This window comes from Idiomarina sp. MD25a, assembly GCF_001870515.1.
In the GTDB taxonomy this organism is placed as follows: Bacteria; Pseudomonadota; Gammaproteobacteria; order Enterobacterales; family Alteromonadaceae; genus Idiomarina.
The window spans coordinates 174,585-190,950 of sequence record NZ_MDGT01000001.1 but is presented as its reverse complement, the minus strand read 5'-3'; the positions used below and the strand labels follow the sequence as shown (position 1 = coordinate 190,950).

The following is a 16,366-nucleotide window of genomic DNA, read 5'->3' as shown; positions in this document are numbered from 1 at the left end:
TTATGTCTGGCGGCCATAGCGGTATGGCACCACCTGGCTCCATTCCGAACCCAGAAGTGAAACATACCAGCGCCGATGGTAGTGTGGGGTCTCCCCATGTGAGAGTAGGACACCGCCAGACTTCAAATAGAATGACCCCAGCCAAGCGGCTGGGGTTTTTTTATGCCTGCTCGCCAGACGCACGTCGCGCATTGTGCGCGACAATCCACACCGCCCCGTGCGCCCAAGGCGCACGCTACAAATAAATCGAACGTTATATCCTAAATTCGCTGCTTTTATTTCTATATATCCATACTATTATTCATATATCACGCAACAACATATCAGTGAAATAGTGAGGAAATATGAAAGAAGCAGGGTGTAAAGGTTATGATGCCCTAATGATCATCATTCACTGGATCAGTGCCCTGCTTGTATTTGGGCTGTTTGCGCTCGGCTGGTGGATGGTAGACCTCACCTATTACTCTAATTGGTACACAACAGCACCTTGGTGGCATAAGTCCCTGGGTTTGTTGGTACTTTTTATCACCCTTTTTAGAGTTGTTTGGCGGTTTGTAAAAGGCACCCCGACAATCGATGGTTCTGCATTCGAGAAAAGAGCTGCAAAACTCGGTCACTTACTACTCTATATCAGTCTACTCGCGGTTGTTTTTAGCGGTTATCTAATCTCGACTGGTGAAGGTAAACCTATCGGCTTTTTTGACTGGTTTGACGTACCCGCGTTGCCGTTTCAGATAGAGCAACAAGCAACATGGGCAGGAACCATTCATGAATATGCCGCTTACGTATTAGTGATCCTAGCCCTAGGTCATGGCGTTATGGCATTAAAGCATCATTTTATTGATAAACGTTCAACACTTATTCGAATGATAAAACCTTAAGAGGAAACTGAGCTATGAAAACACAACTTTTAGCATTATCTGCCATCGTAGGTAGCGTATTAGCAGCCCCCGCGGTCGCAGACGACTACGTAATTGATACTGAAGGACAACACGCCTTTATTCAGTTCAAGATTAAACACTTAGGTTATAGCTGGTTGCTAGGGCGCTTCAATGACTTTGAAGGCAACTTTAGTTACGACGAGGCGAATCCGGGCAATGCCTCAGTTGAAGTGACAATTGACACGGCGAGCGTTGATACCAACCATGCGGAACGCGATAAACATCTCCGTAGCGACGACTTTTTAAACACGGGGGAATACCCTGAAGCAAGCTTTGTCAGCACACGTTACGTCCCAGATAGTGATGATGAAAATGAGGGTACGCTGTACGGCAACTTTACTCTGAATGGTGTAACCAAGGAAATTGCTATCGAAGTAGAGCAGGTCGGTGCCGGTGAAGATCCTTGGGGTGGTTTCCGTCGCGGTTTCGAAGGTGAAGTCGACCTTACGTTGGCCGACTACAACATTGATTATAACTTAGGCCCCGAAGCCAAAGAGGTTGAGTTGTACCTTTCTATCGAAGGTGTCCGCCAGTAATTAGCGCGCTTTAGCGGTTAGTGCTTGCTTATAAGCATTAGCCGCTAAGCGGTTATCACCTAGCGCAGCGTATGCGTCACCCATCCGAATGTAATCGTCCTTATTGCACGCATTCAAATCGCTAAGTTTCTTTAACGCTCGCTGAGCCAGCGAATAGTCTTTGTTACCCAACGCTAACACAGCAAGTGCCCGGATATATTGACTGTCGTTAGGCTTCCGCTTCAAATGAGACTGAACCCAATCGATGATGTTGGGATCGGTGCCAACTAACACATGCTCGTTAACACAATCGTTTAAGTTAAGCTCACCGCGTTCTAAACCATTTTTGACGACCTTAGTACATGCATCATGTTGGCCATAGTAGTTCAGCGCTTTAGCATAGGCTAAACGAATAGCTGGCGTGCTACGTTGTGTTCGGCTGAGGCTCTTCCAGTCTTTAAATAATGCCTTGGCATCATTACGCGCAATACGGATAAAGTGTTGCAGGTAGACTGATAACACCAGCTGGTTAAAATCATCTTGCGTGAGTTGCGACTGTTCGCGAATTTGATTTAGGTGTGGCTGTAAATCATCTAGGCGTTTTTCCGCTTTATAAAGCTCAATCGCTTGTGTCCAAAGATGTGGTGGGAATTCGCCTCGGTCGAGTTGGGTTTCAACTTGTTGAATCGTTAGCCCTTGATGATCATCGTTGTGCTGAACTGCGTTATGCACGGCCAGAAATTCGCTCGCGGGCTCGAAGTCTGCACCTGCTGTATCGAGCCAGTATTTTGCTTTGCCAGGCTCGCCCGCTTTGTTTGCAGTGAAGGCTAATAAAGCCGCCAAGTTTTCCGAACGCTGCTGCTTATAAAGCAGCTCAAAATCGACTAATGCCGAAGTATAATCGTGTTTTAACATCGCGAGGAGCGCGCGCTTTTCGCGTTGCTTTAGTTTGCGAGCTTTTCGTCGCGAAAACCATTGCCCACCGGCACGCGTTTTACCCAGTAATGCCTTAATGGCAGCAATGACTAAGCTCAATGCCAATATCGCGATTACCAAAAATACAACTAAGCCAATAACAGTGCTTTCTATTGTGTAGCCAGCAAAATTAATTAACAGATAACCTGCGTTGCCAGCAGAGATGGGCCCTAAAATAGCGCCCGCAATTAAAACGACTAGGACGTATACCCACCATCTCATTGTAAACGCCCTCCTAACTGACTCGCTGCCACAGAAAGAGATGATACTTCGGGCAGCTCCGCCGCTTGTTGAATGCCACCTTCTAATTGCGCTAGCTTGTTCAGTACGCGCTGTTGCGCAGGACTAACAGCTTTTATGTCGCTAATTAATGCACTCGCTTCGTTTAGTTTGGTTTTCGCTAGTTCAACTTGACCTTTCAGTGCTGCATTCTCCGCAACGCTTAGAATAAGATCGAGTTGTTGTTGTTTAAGTGTGATGGTCTCGCTAGATATAACGGGCTCTATAGATGCTGACGACTTTTCAATTCGGAAAAAGTTATCCATAAAGGCGTGCCAGTTGTATGCGAGATGCTCACGCCAGTTAGTTGGTTCGGTAGCTTGCTCTTTTTCAATTGAGAAATCATCGGTTGGTGTTTTATTCGATAGCGAGAGCGCTTGGCGCTTTAAAGCGGCAAGTTCAACCACCCATTGGGTTGCATCGCTTTGTTGGTATTCCAAAAGGGCTTGCTTGTCTTCTTCAATCGCCTGCCGAATTTGTAAGGCACCGGATGACTCAATGCCTGCTAACTGCTGGCTCGCTACATCAAGCAGTTGAATAGCGGTTTGCGCATCGGCATTAAAAATTGCTGAACGGGCTGCCGCTGCTAAGGTTTGTTTAACCTCAAACAAACGCCATTCGCGTATGCGTTCGGCCTGTTGTTGAGGTAGTTGATTAGCTAACTGTTGTAAGGTTTGCTGCTGCTGGTTCAGCTTCATCTCTAGCTGCTGAATGCGCTGCCCTAGCTGATCGATTGAGCGGTTATCTGAGTTCTGCTGAATTTGCTGTTTTGCCTGCTGAAGTTCGGCTTGTAGCTGCTCAAGTTGCTTTTGAGCTCGCTGCATTGTCGATTGCTGAGCATACTCCACCTTTGGCTCTTGAGCCTGAGTCGTTGGCGATGATTCCGACCAAAATGGCAGTTGTTTGTATGGTTGTTCAAAATAAATCCAAACGGCGAGCGCTACGATTGCTAGTAGCACGATAATATAGAGGATACCTTTGAACCGCGAACGCACTTGACCCGACGAATCATTCGAGTTGAGTGAAGTTGTCTGTTCAGCGTCGTGTATTTGCTTTGCAGTTTCTTGAGCTTCGTTGTTATCTTTATCCATGTTTTATAATCGCCTCAATCATCTTGCTCTCAGTTGCACTGCCAGTCACAGTAATGGTATCTGCTGCAACAAAAGGTATTAGGTCTCTTAATCGTTCACTAGGTACTATCCAATCACAGCGAGACAACCAGCTTCCGGCTTCGCGCGGCAAACTGGATAAAAAGTAACCTAACTGTTCTGCACTTGTCACTACAATTAGGTTAACTGTATTCATCCATTGCGTCACTTGTCTATCGTCATTTAATACGCGTTTTACCCGCCGGTATACATCAATACTATCGACTTTAGCACCGCGAGCTCGCAATGTATCAAATATTAAATCACGGCCCTTCTCACCCTTAACAATTAGCCACTGCTGGCTATCAACATCTAATAATTCAGGCAAGGCTAGTAGCGACTCACTGTCATGTTTAAAGGTAGGGCAGCGTGTCGATGCTCCAAACGTATTAGCGGCCAGCCGAGCAGTTGTCGGTCCCACAGCAAACATCGGTGTTGCTGAGTTAAAGCTTAAACCTGAGTGAGCAGCAAACCTCACTGCGTTTTTACTAACCCAAATAACACCGTCATAGCCATTAAAGGTTTCCGGTTTTACCGAAATGGGTTCGATGTCGATAAAACTGTGCTGGGTAAACTCAATAGGAGAGCGAGACAGCGCATCAATAATACGCTGTCGTGAATCATCGGGTTGTAATATCAGCGCCTTAGTCGTGCTGGTCATACACCGCCTTCAAAATTTCACCTGCACCACGTGCGAGCAGTTTCTCAGCGAGCTCGATACCTAACGCCTCGGCTTGTTCGATAGGTCCTTCAATATGCTCGCGAATCACCTCGACACCGTCTGGATCGCCTACTAGCCCTCGTAAACTGAGATGCTCACCATCGACCACAGCAAACGCCCCTATCGGTACTTGGCAACCGCCTTGTAGTCGACGATTCATCGCACGCTCGGCTAATACGCGATAACGTGTCGTAGAGCACTGAAGTGGCTCGAGTAGCGCTTTTATCTCGTCATCATCGCTACGTACTTCAATACCTAATACGCCTTGACCATTTGCGGGTAGGGAGTCTTCAACCGGGATAAACGAAGTAATACGCTCCCCGAGCTCCAATCGAATAAGACCTGAAGCCGCTAAGATAATCGCATCAAATTGGCCCTCATCCAGTTTGCGCAAGCGCGTTTGGACATTGCCGCGTAGATCTTTGATTACTAAATGCGGGAAACGCTCTTTTATCTGGCAACGACGACGCAGGCTACAGGTGCCAACAACCGCGCCCTCTGGTAACTCATTCAATGATTGGTATTGATTAGAAACAAAGGCATCGCGCGGGTCTTCGCTCTCACAGATGGTGTGTAGCTCTAATCCTGGTGGGAACTCAACCGGAAGGTCTTTCATCGAGTGCACTGCGAGGTCGGCTCTGCCCTCTAACATCGCGGCTTCAAGTTCCTTTACGAATAGGCCCTTGCCGCCGATTTTAGCTAATGGCGTATCAAGGATAATATCACCGCGTGTGGACATCGGTACAAGCTCAATCGTGAGCTCTGGATAGAGCGATGCTAAACGAGCTTGTATATGTTCTGCTTGCCACATGGCGAGTTTACTTTTCCGCGTGGCAATTCTGACCGTCTTTGACATGTCTACCCCTTACTACTTAATGACATTTCGCTTTGGTGGTGCGATGATAGGCGCCACAAGCATATTCAATATAAAGATATAGTTTAGCGATGTTTAAGCGAAATGTAACCAAGCCATTGATTCAACTCTGCGTCATTTTGACCAGTGTATGCGCGCTTGCGGCCTGCGGTCAAAAAGGACCTCTGCAACCGGCGCCTATGCCAGAGAAAAACGAACAGCAGCAACAGCAACCACAACAACCAAGTAACGCCAATGAGTCAGTTAAGTTATAAAGCAGCACAACTTCATATCGAATCTGTCGCTCTGCCAACGTTAGCTGAGCGATTCGGTACGCCACTTTATATTTATTCGAAAAGTCAGATTATTGCGAACTGGGAAAAGTTTCGTGCCTTCTGGCCTAGTCAACATAAGTTGTGCTACGCGGTGAAAGCGAACAGTAGCTTGGCTATCTTGCAACTGCTGGTTAAGCAAGGTGCTTGGTTCGATATTGTTTCAGGTGGTGAGCTTAAGCGTGTGCTTGCAGCAGGCGGGAAAGCTGAGCACGTGGTGTTTTCGGGCGTGGCCAAGTCAGAAGCAGAGATTCGGTTTGCGTTAGAGCAAGGTATTGGGTGTTTTAACGTTGAATCTGCAGCAGAGCTCGAGCGTATTGAGCAAGTCGCGCAAGCACTGAAAACGCGCGCACCCGTGTCGCTGCGCGTTAATCCCGATGTCGATGCGAAAACACATCCCTATATTTCAACGGGCCTAAAAGCTAATAAGTTTGGCATCCCGATGGATGACGCGATGGCGGTGTTTCGTAGAGCTCATACGCTTAACCATATCGAGCTATTAGGCGCAGACTGTCATATCGGTTCACAAATTATGACCGACGCGCCATTTTTGGATGCTGCAAAGCGCATGTTTCGATTATTAGAGCGCTTGAGAGACGAAGCGATTGAGCTTTCTCACCTCGACTTAGGTGGTGGTTTTGGAATCGATTATCAAGGTAAACAAACACTGGACGTGCAAAGTTACCTTGAGAGTGTCATTGAACTGGCAAAAGACTATCCTCAACTTACGTTAATGTTGGAGCCGGGACGTGCAATTGTTGCTGACGCCGGTGTTTTGCTCAGTCAAGTTGAGTACACCAAACAATCGGACGATAAACAGTTTGTGTTGGTTGATGCAGGTATGAACGATCTGATGCGTCCATCGCTTTATCAAGCATGGCACGATATTTTACCTGTTAATGAGAGCAATAGTGTTGCCGATGCCATCGTGGATGTTGTGGGTCCGGTATGTGAAACAGGATGTTTTTTAGGTCATGCGCGACACCTCAATGTGCAAGCGGGCGATTTTATTGCGGTTAACCATGCAGGTGCTTATGGATTTACCATGGCCTCAAACTACAATACACGCATGCGTCCAGCGGAAGTACTGGTAGAAGACGATCAAGTCTGGTTAATTCGTGAGCGTGAAACGTTTGATGATCTGATCCGCGGTGAGCGGCTTATCGCTGAGGAGTAGAACGATGTTACTGCAGTTCTCTAAAATGCACGGATTAGGTAATGATTTTGTCGTGATTGATAACGTCACACAGAACTTTTATGTGAACCCTGAGCAAATTAAGCAGTGGGCAGACAGAAACCGTGGTATTGGCTTTGATCAGCTCTTATTGGTCGAGCCGCCTTATGACCCTGACCTCGATTTTCACTATCGCATTTTTAACGCTGATGGAAGCGAGGTCGCACAATGCGGTAATGGGGCGCGATGCTTTGCTAAATTTGTTAAAGCGAAAGGTTTATCAAATAAAAATCACCTAAAAGTGAGTACCAAAGCCGGCACTATGGTATTGCATATAGAAAAGGATGGCCAAGTAACGGTCGAAATGGGTGAGCCCATGTTTGAGCCAGCCAGTGTCCCTTTTAAAGCTCAGAAACCGGAGCATACCTATGTATTGAGAGTCGCCGATGAGACCGTGTTGTGTGGTGTAATGGGGCTTGGAAATCCACACTGCGTTATCGAAACTGATGATGTAAATACCGCTCCGGTCGCGTCATTAGGTGGAAAAATTGCTCAGCATGAACGCTTCCCTGAAAGCGTCAATGTGGGCTTTATGCAGATTGTCTCGCGTCAACACGTCAATTTGCGAGTATTTGAGCGGGGCGTTGGCGAGACTCAAGCCTGTGGTAGCGGTGCTTGTGCAGCAGCGGTCATCGGTATGCAGCAGGATAAACTCGATCGCCAAGTCAAAGTCTCTCTGCCTGGTGGCGACTTAATGATTCGTTGGCAAGCGGGTCAGCCGGTAAAAATGACTGGGCCTGCAACACTTATTTTTGATGGACAAATGGTGATATGAACAACAACAAACAAGCGCTCGATACGCCTGTCATTGATGACTCGCTCATCCGCGCCTATTTGGAAGAGAATCCGGATTTCTTTGAGCGACACGATGATTTGCTTAATAACTTAACGGTCTCACACGAACGTAAAGGCACGGTGTCTTTAGTTGAACGACAGCAGCAAAAGCTGCGTGAACGCGTTAATCAACTCGAAGAGGAAATTACTGAGTTAATGATTAACGCTCGCCGTAACGAGGCGATTTTCAAAGCATATAGCGAATTATACGTCCAATTATTGAAGTGCCGTACGCTACAACAGGCTATTGATGCCTTACGAAATACATTTGAAGAAGATTTAGGCTTATCGGCTTTAACGCTCAAACTATTCGATAGTCCGATAGAAGTAAGTGACCAACTGGTGTTTGCAGCCGATACTCACCGCCAGCTGTTAAGCAAACGCTTTGACGACAGCCCCATTTATCTTGGGCGATTAACTGAACAAGAACGGAAACTACTATTTCAAGATGATGCGGTGCATTCGGTAGCTCTGATGTCGCTTGGTGAACAAGGTGAAGTGGGTATGTTTGCGGTAGGTAGTGGTCAGGCGGACCATTTTGAGCCGGCGATGGATCCGTTGTTAATTAATCAATTGCAAGCTTTGCTAAGCGCATTATTACCACGTCTACTTGTTGAAAATGAAGCTGCGTGACATTCAGCATCGGTGGTTACAACAACTCGAGGGTGAGCGCGGGTTAGCTCAACTGACGATAAAAAACTATAGTCGTCTGACCGGGATTGATATTGAGCTCCTCGAACGGCAAGGTATCGAGGCGACAGGACAATTGACGCGCCCTCTTTTTGAACGTCTGCTAGTGGGGTGGCGTCGCGAAGGCTTAGGTGAACGCTCTATTGCGCTTAAGCTGTCAGCGTGGCGCACCTTCGTGCAGTATATGCTCGATTACCAACATCTAAGCGACGACCCACTTAGTGGCTTGAAAGCGCCTAAAATTCCTAAAAGACTGCCCAAAAACCTCGATGTCGACAGTATCTCCCATCTTTTAGAGCTGCCCCTTGATGACGAAATAGCGATCCGGGATTCCGCAATGATGGAACTATTGTACTCGAGTGGTTTGCGTTTAGCTGAGCTAGTGAGTTTGGATATGGATAGTATCGACCTTCGCTACGGGCAATTGCGCGTTGTCGGTAAAGGAAGTAAGACACGGATTGTGCCTGTGGGTAAGGTCGCCATCAAAGCCATTCAACGCTGGCTAAAAGTGCGCGCTATCTGGTTGGCTGCGCGCCCAGAAGTTGCATTATTTATCAGTCAGCGTAATCAACGAATAAGTCAACGTACCGTACAGCAACGGCTCAATTTTTGGGGGAAACAGCAAGGCGTGGTGGGTAACTTACATCCACACAAATTGCGCCACTCTTTTGCTTCACATATGTTGGAATCCAGTGGCGACCTAAGAGCCGTACAAGAGTTACTCGGGCACGCGAACCTGTCGACCACTCAAGTCTATACCCACTTGGACTTTAAACGATTGGCGGAAGTTTACGATGCGGCTCATCCACGCGCAACTAAAGGTAAGAAGTCCTCATGATACGTTTTCATCGACGCTTTCATCCACCTAAAGTCATTAGTTTTGATTTAGATGACACTTTATACGACAACGTTCCGATTATTAAACGTACTGAGGAGCGCACCCATTCGCTTATCACTGAACGTGTACCTGAGACGCGTGAGTGGGATATTGAGCACTGGCGGCAGCGCCGGTTGGACTTAATGCGACGCGATGATGCTCTAGCAGACAATATGACTGCGCTACGTCGTGCCACCTTGCTACAAGGCTTTCGAGAACTTGAGATCGATGATGCGGAAACGGTAACCGATGAGATTATGGATGCATTCCTCGCCTTTCGCAGCGACTTCAGTGTCAGTGAACAAGTGCATGACTTGCTCGATCAATTAGCATCTCGGTATAGCTTAGTGGCTGTAAGTAATGGCAATGCCGATGTTAAGCGTGTGGGCATCGGGCATTACTTTAAACTTGCTTTACAACCGACGCATGACTTCCGTGGCAAACCCAATACTGACATGTTCGAGTACGTAAAGCAGGCAATGAATTGCGCACCCGAGGCTATTTTGCACGTTGGTGATTCGCCGCAGTCGGATGTTTTCGGCGCTCATCGCGCGGGAATGCAAAGTGTTTGGTTAACCAGTGGCTTAGGGCGTTCACACCAGTTGCGAGTATTGCCAACGGTGACCATCGATGATTTACAGGAGCTTAGCGCGTTACTCCTGTAAGATAACTGGTTGCTTATACAGTATTGGATCATTACACTGAGCCTCATTCAGTTAGCCAAGGAGTCATGCATGAGCACGCACCCGTTAATTTCCGGTTTAAATGAGAAGCAAGCCACGGCGGTAAGCGCTGATGATCGGCCTATGCTGGTATTGGCTGGCGCCGGGAGTGGTAAAACTCGGGTATTAGTGCACCGAATTGCTTGGCTCATTCAAGAACGTCGTTATTCTCCTTACAGTATTTTAGCCGTAACCTTCACTAATAAGGCCGCCTCGGAAATGCGAGGTCGCGTCGAGCAACTCTTGGGTTCATCGGTTAGAAATATGTGGATAGGCACGTTCCATGGCCTCGCTCATCGTCTGTTGCGAGCGCATTATATGGATGTAGGCTTACCGCAAAACTTTCAAATATTGGATAGTGACGATCAACAGCGTTTGGTTAAGCGCTTAATCAAGTCAATGAATTTGGATGAAAAGCGCTGGCCAGCAAAGCAAGCGCAATGGTATATCAATGGTAAAAAAGACGAAGGTTTAAGAGCGCAGCATATTGAAACCTTTGATCCCACCGAACAAACCTTAAAACAGATTTACGAGGCATACCAAGAGAGTTGTGACCGTGCCGGTTTAGTTGATTTTGCCGAGCTGCTTTTGCGTGCGCACGAGCTACTGCGTGATAACAAAACCGTTCGGGAGCATTACCAAAAACGCTTCCGCCATATCCTCGTAGACGAATTTCAGGATACTAACTCGATTCAGTATGCATGGATTCGTTTGCTTTCTGGGCAAGATAATATCGTCACCATTGTCGGTGATGATGACCAGTCAATTTATGGTTGGCGCGGTGCTCGCGTAGAGAATATTCAGCAGTTTTTAGACGATTACCCTGCAGCGATGACTATTCGCCTCGAGCAAAATTATCGTTCGACCGGAAATATATTGCGTGCCGCGAACTCAGTGATCGCAAATAATTCAGACAGACTTGGCAAAGATCTTTGGACAGAGGGTAATGAGGGCGAGCCTATTAGCCTCTATGCTGCGTTTAATGAAATGGACGAGGCGCGCTATATCGTGGGTCGTATTGAGGAGTGGCGCGATCAAGGTGGTGCCTTACAGGACGTAGCGCTGTTGTATCGCAGCAATGCGCAGTCACGCGTGCTTGAAGAAGCGCTACTGCATGCGCGTCTTCCCTACCGAATTTATGGTGGCTTGCGATTCTTCGAACGGCAAGAAATCAAAGATGCACTCGCTTATTTACGTTTAGTTAGTAATCGTGATGATGATGCGGCGATTGAGCGTGTCATTAATACACCGACGCGCGGTATTGGCAATCGTACCTTAGACATCATCCGGCAGACGGCTCGAGAACAGAAGAAATCTCTCTGGCAGGCGGCGACCCAGCTTGTAGATGAAAAGCAACTAGCGGGTCGAGCGCGCAATGCAGTGGCGAGCTTTATCGAACTTATCAATACCATTGATGATGAAACGGAAGACTTCACTCTGGGTCGTTTAAGCAATGAAGTGATATCACGCTCTGGTTTGCTGGCGATGTACGAGGCCGAAAAAGGTGAGAAAGCGGAAACACGAGTTGAGAACTTGAAAGAGTTAGTCAGTGCCTGCGAAAACTTTACGCAAGACGAGACTGAAGAAGATCTTACACCGCTTAATGCCTTTTTAGCGCACGCAGCGTTGGAAGCGGGTGAAGAGCAAGCCGATGAATACCAAGATGCGGTTCAGCTGATGACGCTACACAGCGCAAAAGGACTCGAGTTTCCGATGGTCTTTATGACTGGGGTAGAGGAAGGCGTATTTCCTTCGCAGCAGTCGATGGACGAACCAGGACGCTTAGAAGAAGAGCGTCGGTTGTGTTATGTCGGTATGACACGAGCGATGCAAAAGTTAGTTATCACATACGCTGAGCAGCGGCGCATTTATGGGCAAGACTTCTTTCATAAAGTGAGTCGCTTCATTAGCGAGATGCCTGCAGACGCATTACATGAAGTGCGCTTGCAAACTCAGGTGCAAAAGCCGACAAGTTATGGACGCTTCAATACCGGTGCAAGTCATGAGGCATTTGAGCAAACTGGATTTTCGTTGGGACAGCGCGTGCGTCATGCGAAGTTCGGTGATGGAACCGTGCTCAATTATGAAGGCACAGGTCCGCAAAGCCGTATCCAAATAAATTTCGATCAAGTAGGGACTAAGTGGCTTGTGGTTGCTTATGCCAAACTTGAACCATCTATCAGTTAGTTGATCGACATTCGCGTTATGCGCGTAAGCCATAATACACTCTCATTAATGAGGAAATTATTATGAAACGCAGTGCAAACGCAGTTTGGAAAGGAAGTATCAAAGAAGGTTCAGGTGTTGTATCAACTCAAAGTGGCATCTTGGATGAAACACAGTATTCGTTCAAAAGCCGCTTTGAATCAGGCAAAGGCACTAACCCTGAAGAGTTGATCGGCGCTGCTCATTCAGGCTGTTATGCGATGGCTTTTTCGCTGATGCTAGGCGAGGCCGGTTATGAGCCTAACTCGATTGATGCAAAAGCTGAAGTGAGCTTAGTTGAAGCTGACGGTGGCTTCAAAGTGGATAAGATTCACTTAACAGTGCAAGCCGATATTGAAGGTATTGAGCAGGACGAGTTCGAGAAGCTCGCTGAAGAAGCCAAGAAAGGCTGTCCTATCAGCAAACTTCTCAATGCAGAAATCACAATGGAAGCTACGCTCAACTAATCGGCTCCTGCACCGCTGACTTTTTCAGGCGGCGGTTTCTCTGGCGCTGTATCACCGAGTCGAAGGTATATAGCGCCAACGCGCTCCAAATAATCACAAAAGTAATGAGCTTACTCTCCGCTAATGGCTCGTCATATAAGTTCACGGCAAGAATAAACATCAGACTTGGCGCGATATATTGGAAGAAGCCGAGTGTCGCATAACGGATACGTTGCGCAGCCGCCGTAAAGCAAAGGAGCGGTATCGTCGTAACTAATCCTGCGGCCATCAGCAACAAGTTTAGTTGCCATGAGTTTGCGGTCATATCAGCACTGGGTGAATCTGCGAAAAATAGTAAATATCCTAGCATTACCGGCACAAGCAATGTCGTCTCTAACCAAAGACCCGAAATCGAATCTACAGGCAAACGCTTTCTTATCGCCCCATAAATCGCAAAGCTGCTCGCTAAAGCGAGCGCGACCCAAGGCACTGAGCCAAATGTAACGACTTGTATTCCCACACCAACAATGGCTAACCCAATAGCAAATAGCTGTAACCGTCTCATCTTCTCTTGGAAAAATGCCATGCCAATGGCGACATTAAGCAGTGGGTTGATATAGTAGCCCAAGCTTGCATCTAACATATGGTTGGCATTGACGGCCCATATAAATAGAAACCAGTTACCTCCTAATAGACAGGTGGCAACGGTGAGACGAAACATCATTTTTGGTGAACGGATAATCGGCTTCAAGCGATTTAGTCGTTTCAAGCCTACGATGAGAATAAAAACTAATATAAACGCCCAAATAATTCGGTGTGCCAGAATTTCGAACGCCGGCACTTGTTGGACTGATTTAAAATAGATGGGCGCGAAACCCCAAAATGAATAGGCGGCCAGCGCGAAGAAAACGCCCTGACGCGCTCGAACAGCATCTTCGGTCATGATGTTACCTAGTGATTATCCGACGAGATAAGTGCCTGTACCAAAGGCGATATGCGTACCGTCTTCATTATGAAGTTCCATTCGCGCTACGGCAACCTTGTTGCCTGAACGGATTATCGATGCATTTGCAATAAATTCTTTACCCCGACCGGGACGCAGGTAGTCGACGCGAAGATCAATCGTGCCACAACGACTCAACCGTTCCATCAGATAATGTTCTGATGGCTCCTGTAAACGCTCAATCATGCCAGCGATGGCGACTAACCCGCCGGCAGTATCAAGCGCTGTTGCGGTTACACCGCCGTGTAACATACGTTGTGGAACATTACCCATGAGTGGATCTTGCCAACGAAACTTCACTTGGCCGCGCTCGGGGGTGAACTCGGTAATTTCAAAGCCAAGTAACTTTTGAAAAGGTACTTGTTCGTTCATAAAAGCAGATACGCGTGTGAGAATTTCTTGGGTATTCATTATTTATCATGGTGCAAAGAGACTAGGACGCTTACAATAGAGTGATGCGAATCATTAAGTCAATAACAGCTAGCCGATTTTATTATGACGTTAAGTGAAGCTCAGCCGACAACATCTAGCTTGCAGCAGACGCTCGCCAAGGTATTTGGTTACACCGAGTTCCGATCTGGCCAAGAGGCGGTTATCGAACACTTGCTCTCGGGTCGAGATACCTTAGTACTGATGCCAACAGGTGGTGGTAAATCGCTCTGCTATCAGCTACCGGCTGTGCACGAGCCTGGATTGACCGTGGTTATTTCACCTTTGCTGTCGTTGATGCAAGATCAGGTGGAAGCGCTTCAAGCGATGGGGGTTGCTGCTGAGGCACTGCATTCAGGTCTCTCTTCTGAGCACGCATTAAATGTTTTAAGACGCTTACAAAACGGCGAAGTATCTTTACTGTATGTCAGTCCAGAGCGTGCCTTGCAGAGCGCTTTTATTGAGCGATTACAGGCGTATCAACCCCGGTTTATCGCGATAGATGAAGCGCATTGTATTAGCCAGTGGGGCCATGACTTTCGTCCAGAATATGGTCAATTAGGACGCTTACGTACTGTTCTCCCTCATGTTCCGTTTATGGCGCTTACCGCCACAGCCGATGCGGCAACGCAACAAGATATCATCGAGCGGTTAGGGCTGAGACAGCCCTACTGCCACCGTAGCTCCTTTGACCGACCTAACATTCGCTATGTAGTACAGGATAAATACAAGCCTTTTAAACAAGTTAAAGACTACGTACGCAAACAGAAAGGCGCGGCGGGTATCATTTACTGTGGTAGCCGAAAGAAAACTGAGGATATTGCTGAAAGTTTGCAAGATGCGGGTGTTAGAGCAGCCCCCTATCACGCGGGCCTTGCGAGCGAACTTAAAGAGACAACGTTGAGACAGTTTCTGCGCGATGACTTAGATGTAGTGGTTGCAACTGTGGCGTTTGGTATGGGTATTAATAAACCCAATATCCGCTATGTCATACACTTTGATATCCCGCGTAGCATTGAGTCCTATTATCAGGAAACCGGCCGAGCCGGTCGGGATGGTTTGCCTGCGGAAGCTTTACTATTGTACGACCCAAGTGATGCACAATGGATACGACGTATTCTAGACGAACATGATAATGAGCATCGCGGTATCGTCGAACGTCAAAAGTTTTCTGCAATGCAAGCGATGGCAGAAGCCCAAACTTGTCGGCGTTTAGTCCTGCTTAATTACTTCAATGAGTTCTCTGAAAAAGAATGTGGTAACTGTGACTTGTGTCTTGACCCGCCTACACGCTTTGATGCGCTTGAGGATGCGCAAAAAGCCTTGAGTTGTGTTTATCGTGTCGGGCAGCAGTTTGGTATTTCTCATGTAGTCGAAGTGTTACGTGGCTCAAAGAATCAAAAGGTACTCGAGCATCATCATCATGAATTAAGCACTTATGGTCTCGGGCGTGAGCAAACTCACGAATATTGGTATTCGATTCTACGGCAGTTGATTCATCGCGGTTTTCTGGTTCAGGACATTCGTCGTCATGCGGCCCTGCAATTGACCGAGGAAGCGCGTCCCATACTACGCGGCGAGAATACTTTAGAGTTGGCAAAACCTCGACTCAACTTAACTTCTAGCCAAAGTAAAATCACTGATCGTGGTGACTACAATAAAGTCTTGTTTAGGCGTTTACGTAAACTAAGAAAAGACATAGCTGATCGAGAGAGTGTGCCACCTTTTGTTGTATTCAACGACAATAGTTTGGTAGAAATGTGTCAGAAATATCCAACCTCGGCACCGGAAATGTTAATGATAAGTGGTGTCGGACAGGTGAAATTAGAGCGTTATGGCGAGGCGTTTATTGATGAAATCGAGGCGTTTCTGACGCTAAGCTCTGAGAAGGATGTGCTCGATGGATGAAGTTATCATACTAACCAAATTGCCTGACAATGATACGGAAAAAGAAATTAATGCTTGGTTAGCTGATGTGACTAAGGTAATTAATGCCACTGTTAAAGAGCACGAGTGCAGTGCAGATATATGGAGCTGGCGCCTCGCAATATTAGGAAAACATTGGCTATTACATTATTCGTCGTTGTGCGAGGCGGCGTGGTTATTACCACTTGAGGGAACAGAGCAATGGGTCGAGGAACGATTAAGGGATTTCTAACATC

General features: G+C 47.2%; 18 protein-coding genes and 1 rRNA gene. 13 read left to right on the top strand and 6 right to left on the bottom strand.

The annotated features are described in order from the left end of the window. Positions 1-5 precede the first annotated feature (5 nt). From rrf to BFR57_RS00890, 3 genes are all read left to right on the top strand, one after another. Positions 6-121 (top strand): 5S ribosomal RNA (gene rrf, locus BFR57_RS00900). 223 nt (positions 122-344) lie between these two features. After that, the gene (locus BFR57_RS00895) at positions 345-881 is read left to right on the top strand and encodes a cytochrome b (RefSeq protein WP_071462207.1); all 537 of its coding nucleotides are present in this window, start codon (positions 345-347) and stop codon (positions 879-881) included. 14 nt (positions 882-895) lie between these two features. Further along, positions 896-1,477: a YceI family protein gene (locus BFR57_RS00890; RefSeq protein WP_071462206.1), complete on the top strand. Its 582-nt coding sequence runs from the start codon at positions 896-898 to the stop codon at positions 1,475-1,477. On the opposite strand, the gene BFR57_RS00885 is transcribed toward BFR57_RS00890, so the two are convergent. Genes BFR57_RS00885 through hemC form a run of 4 tightly spaced genes read right to left on the bottom strand, consistent with a single transcriptional unit; the run spans position 1,478 to position 5,435 of the window. Next, positions 1,478-2,653, bottom strand: a complete 1,176-nt coding sequence (locus BFR57_RS00885; RefSeq protein ID WP_071462205.1) for a heme biosynthesis HemY N-terminal domain-containing protein — start codon at positions 2,651-2,653, stop codon at positions 1,478-1,480. Then, complete coding sequence (locus tag BFR57_RS00880) at positions 2,650-3,801, bottom strand: uroporphyrinogen-III C-methyltransferase (RefSeq protein WP_071462204.1); 1,152 nt, start codon at positions 3,799-3,801, stop codon at positions 2,650-2,652. The genes BFR57_RS00885 and BFR57_RS00880 overlap by 4 nt, the downstream gene beginning before the upstream one ends. Further along, positions 3,794-4,519: a uroporphyrinogen-III synthase gene (locus BFR57_RS00875; protein ID WP_071462203.1), complete on the bottom strand. Its 726-nt coding sequence runs from the start codon at positions 4,517-4,519 to the stop codon at positions 3,794-3,796. The genes BFR57_RS00880 and BFR57_RS00875 overlap by 8 nt, the downstream gene beginning before the upstream one ends. Beyond that, positions 4,503-5,435: a hydroxymethylbilane synthase gene (gene hemC, locus BFR57_RS00870; protein ID WP_071462202.1), complete on the bottom strand. Its 933-nt coding sequence runs from the start codon at positions 5,433-5,435 to the stop codon at positions 4,503-4,505. The genes BFR57_RS00875 and hemC overlap by 17 nt, the downstream gene beginning before the upstream one ends. Before the next feature lie 89 nt (positions 5,436-5,524). Between hemC and BFR57_RS00865 the strand changes: the two genes are divergently transcribed. The 8 genes from BFR57_RS00865 to BFR57_RS00830 all read left to right on the top strand — a co-directional run bounded on the left by BFR57_RS00865 (position 5,525) and on the right by BFR57_RS00830 (position 12,793). Then, positions 5,525-5,707, top strand: coding sequence for a lipoprotein (locus BFR57_RS00865; protein WP_071462201.1), 183 nt, complete (start codon positions 5,525-5,527; stop codon positions 5,705-5,707). After that, positions 5,688-6,941 carry a diaminopimelate decarboxylase gene (gene lysA / locus BFR57_RS00860; RefSeq protein WP_071462200.1) on the top strand — a complete coding sequence of 418 codons (1,254 nt, stop codon included), beginning with the start codon at positions 5,688-5,690 and terminating at the stop codon, positions 6,939-6,941. Before BFR57_RS00865 ends, lysA begins: the two co-directional genes overlap by 20 nt. Before the next feature lie 4 nt (positions 6,942-6,945). Continuing rightward, a complete protein-coding gene (gene dapF, locus BFR57_RS00855) occupies positions 6,946-7,773 on the top strand; it encodes a diaminopimelate epimerase (protein WP_071462199.1) in 828 nt (275 codons plus the stop codon). Then, positions 7,770-8,465, top strand: a complete 696-nt coding sequence (locus tag BFR57_RS00850; RefSeq protein ID WP_071462198.1) for a DUF484 family protein — start codon at positions 7,770-7,772, stop codon at positions 8,463-8,465. The genes dapF and BFR57_RS00850 overlap by 4 nt, the downstream gene beginning before the upstream one ends. After that, entirely contained in the window at positions 8,452-9,360 is a 909-nt protein-coding gene (locus BFR57_RS00845; RefSeq protein ID WP_071462197.1) for a tyrosine recombinase XerC, read from the top strand. The genes BFR57_RS00850 and BFR57_RS00845 overlap by 14 nt, the downstream gene beginning before the upstream one ends. Then, a complete protein-coding gene (locus tag BFR57_RS00840; RefSeq protein ID WP_083404979.1) occupies positions 9,357-10,064 on the top strand; it encodes an HAD-IA family hydrolase in 708 nt (235 codons plus the stop codon). The genes BFR57_RS00845 and BFR57_RS00840 overlap by 4 nt, the downstream gene beginning before the upstream one ends. Positions 10,065-10,133: 69 nt before the next feature. After that, positions 10,134-12,308, top strand: a complete 2,175-nt coding sequence (uvrD, locus tag BFR57_RS00835) for a DNA helicase II (protein WP_071462196.1) — start codon at positions 10,134-10,136, stop codon at positions 12,306-12,308. Between the two features lie 56 nt (positions 12,309-12,364). After that, positions 12,365-12,793 (top strand): OsmC family protein, encoded by a 429-nt coding sequence (locus tag BFR57_RS00830; RefSeq protein WP_071462195.1) that lies wholly within the window; start codon positions 12,365-12,367, stop codon positions 12,791-12,793. On the opposite strand, the gene rarD is transcribed toward BFR57_RS00830, so the two are convergent. Beyond that, entirely contained in the window at positions 12,786-13,715 is a 930-nt protein-coding gene (gene rarD, locus BFR57_RS00825) for an EamA family transporter RarD (RefSeq protein ID WP_071462194.1), read from the bottom strand. The two genes, BFR57_RS00830 and rarD, sit on opposite strands and share 8 nt — an antisense overlap. Before the next feature lie 15 nt (positions 13,716-13,730). Beyond that, positions 13,731-14,186 carry a thioesterase family protein gene (locus BFR57_RS00820; protein ID WP_006954664.1) on the bottom strand — a complete coding sequence of 152 codons (456 nt, stop codon included), beginning with the start codon at positions 14,184-14,186 and terminating at the stop codon, positions 13,731-13,733. A gap of 84 nt (positions 14,187-14,270) precedes the next feature. Between BFR57_RS00820 and recQ the strand changes: the two genes are divergently transcribed. Together recQ and BFR57_RS00810 are read left to right on the top strand one after the other, a co-directional pair. Continuing rightward, positions 14,271-16,112: a DNA helicase RecQ gene (gene recQ / locus BFR57_RS00815; RefSeq protein WP_071462193.1), complete on the top strand. Its 1,842-nt coding sequence runs from the start codon at positions 14,271-14,273 to the stop codon at positions 16,110-16,112. Continuing rightward, positions 16,105-16,362, top strand: a complete 258-nt coding sequence (locus tag BFR57_RS00810) for a DUF3630 family protein (RefSeq protein ID WP_071462192.1) — start codon at positions 16,105-16,107, stop codon at positions 16,360-16,362. The genes recQ and BFR57_RS00810 overlap by 8 nt, the downstream gene beginning before the upstream one ends. Positions 16,363-16,366: the final 4 nt, after the last annotated feature.

Coding starts and splice junctions, on each gene's coding strand:
- BFR57_RS00885 (WP_071462205.1), bottom strand. CDS start 2,653: ATGAGATGGTGGGTATACGTCCTAGTCGTTTTAATTGCGGGCGCTATT.
- BFR57_RS00810 (WP_071462192.1), top strand. CDS start 16,105: ATGGATGAAGTTATCATACTAACCAAATTGCCTGACAATGATACGGAA.
- BFR57_RS00875 (WP_071462203.1), bottom strand. CDS start 4,519: ATGACCAGCACGACTAAGGCGCTGATATTACAACCCGATGATTCACGA.
- BFR57_RS00840 (WP_083404979.1), top strand. CDS start 9,357: ATGATACGTTTTCATCGACGCTTTCATCCACCTAAAGTCATTAGTTTT.
- BFR57_RS00880 (WP_071462204.1), bottom strand. CDS start 3,801: ATGGATAAAGATAACAACGAAGCTCAAGAAACTGCAAAGCAAATACAC.
- dapF (WP_071462199.1), top strand. CDS start 6,946: ATGTTACTGCAGTTCTCTAAAATGCACGGATTAGGTAATGATTTTGTC.
- recQ (WP_071462193.1), top strand. CDS start 14,271: ATGACGTTAAGTGAAGCTCAGCCGACAACATCTAGCTTGCAGCAGACG.
- BFR57_RS00845 (WP_071462197.1), top strand. CDS start 8,452: ATGAAGCTGCGTGACATTCAGCATCGGTGGTTACAACAACTCGAGGGT.
- lysA (WP_071462200.1), top strand. CDS start 5,688: ATGAGTCAGTTAAGTTATAAAGCAGCACAACTTCATATCGAATCTGTC.
- BFR57_RS00865 (WP_071462201.1), top strand. CDS start 5,525: ATGTTTAAGCGAAATGTAACCAAGCCATTGATTCAACTCTGCGTCATT.
- hemC (WP_071462202.1), bottom strand. CDS start 5,435: ATGTCAAAGACGGTCAGAATTGCCACGCGGAAAAGTAAACTCGCCATG.
- BFR57_RS00850 (WP_071462198.1), top strand. CDS start 7,770: ATGAACAACAACAAACAAGCGCTCGATACGCCTGTCATTGATGACTCG.
- uvrD (WP_071462196.1), top strand. CDS start 10,134: ATGAGCACGCACCCGTTAATTTCCGGTTTAAATGAGAAGCAAGCCACG.
- BFR57_RS00820 (WP_006954664.1), bottom strand. CDS start 14,186: ATGAATACCCAAGAAATTCTCACACGCGTATCTGCTTTTATGAACGAA.
- BFR57_RS00895 (WP_071462207.1), top strand. CDS start 345: ATGAAAGAAGCAGGGTGTAAAGGTTATGATGCCCTAATGATCATCATT.
- BFR57_RS00890 (WP_071462206.1), top strand. CDS start 896: ATGAAAACACAACTTTTAGCATTATCTGCCATCGTAGGTAGCGTATTA.
- rarD (WP_071462194.1), bottom strand. CDS start 13,715: ATGACCGAAGATGCTGTTCGAGCGCGTCAGGGCGTTTTCTTCGCGCTG.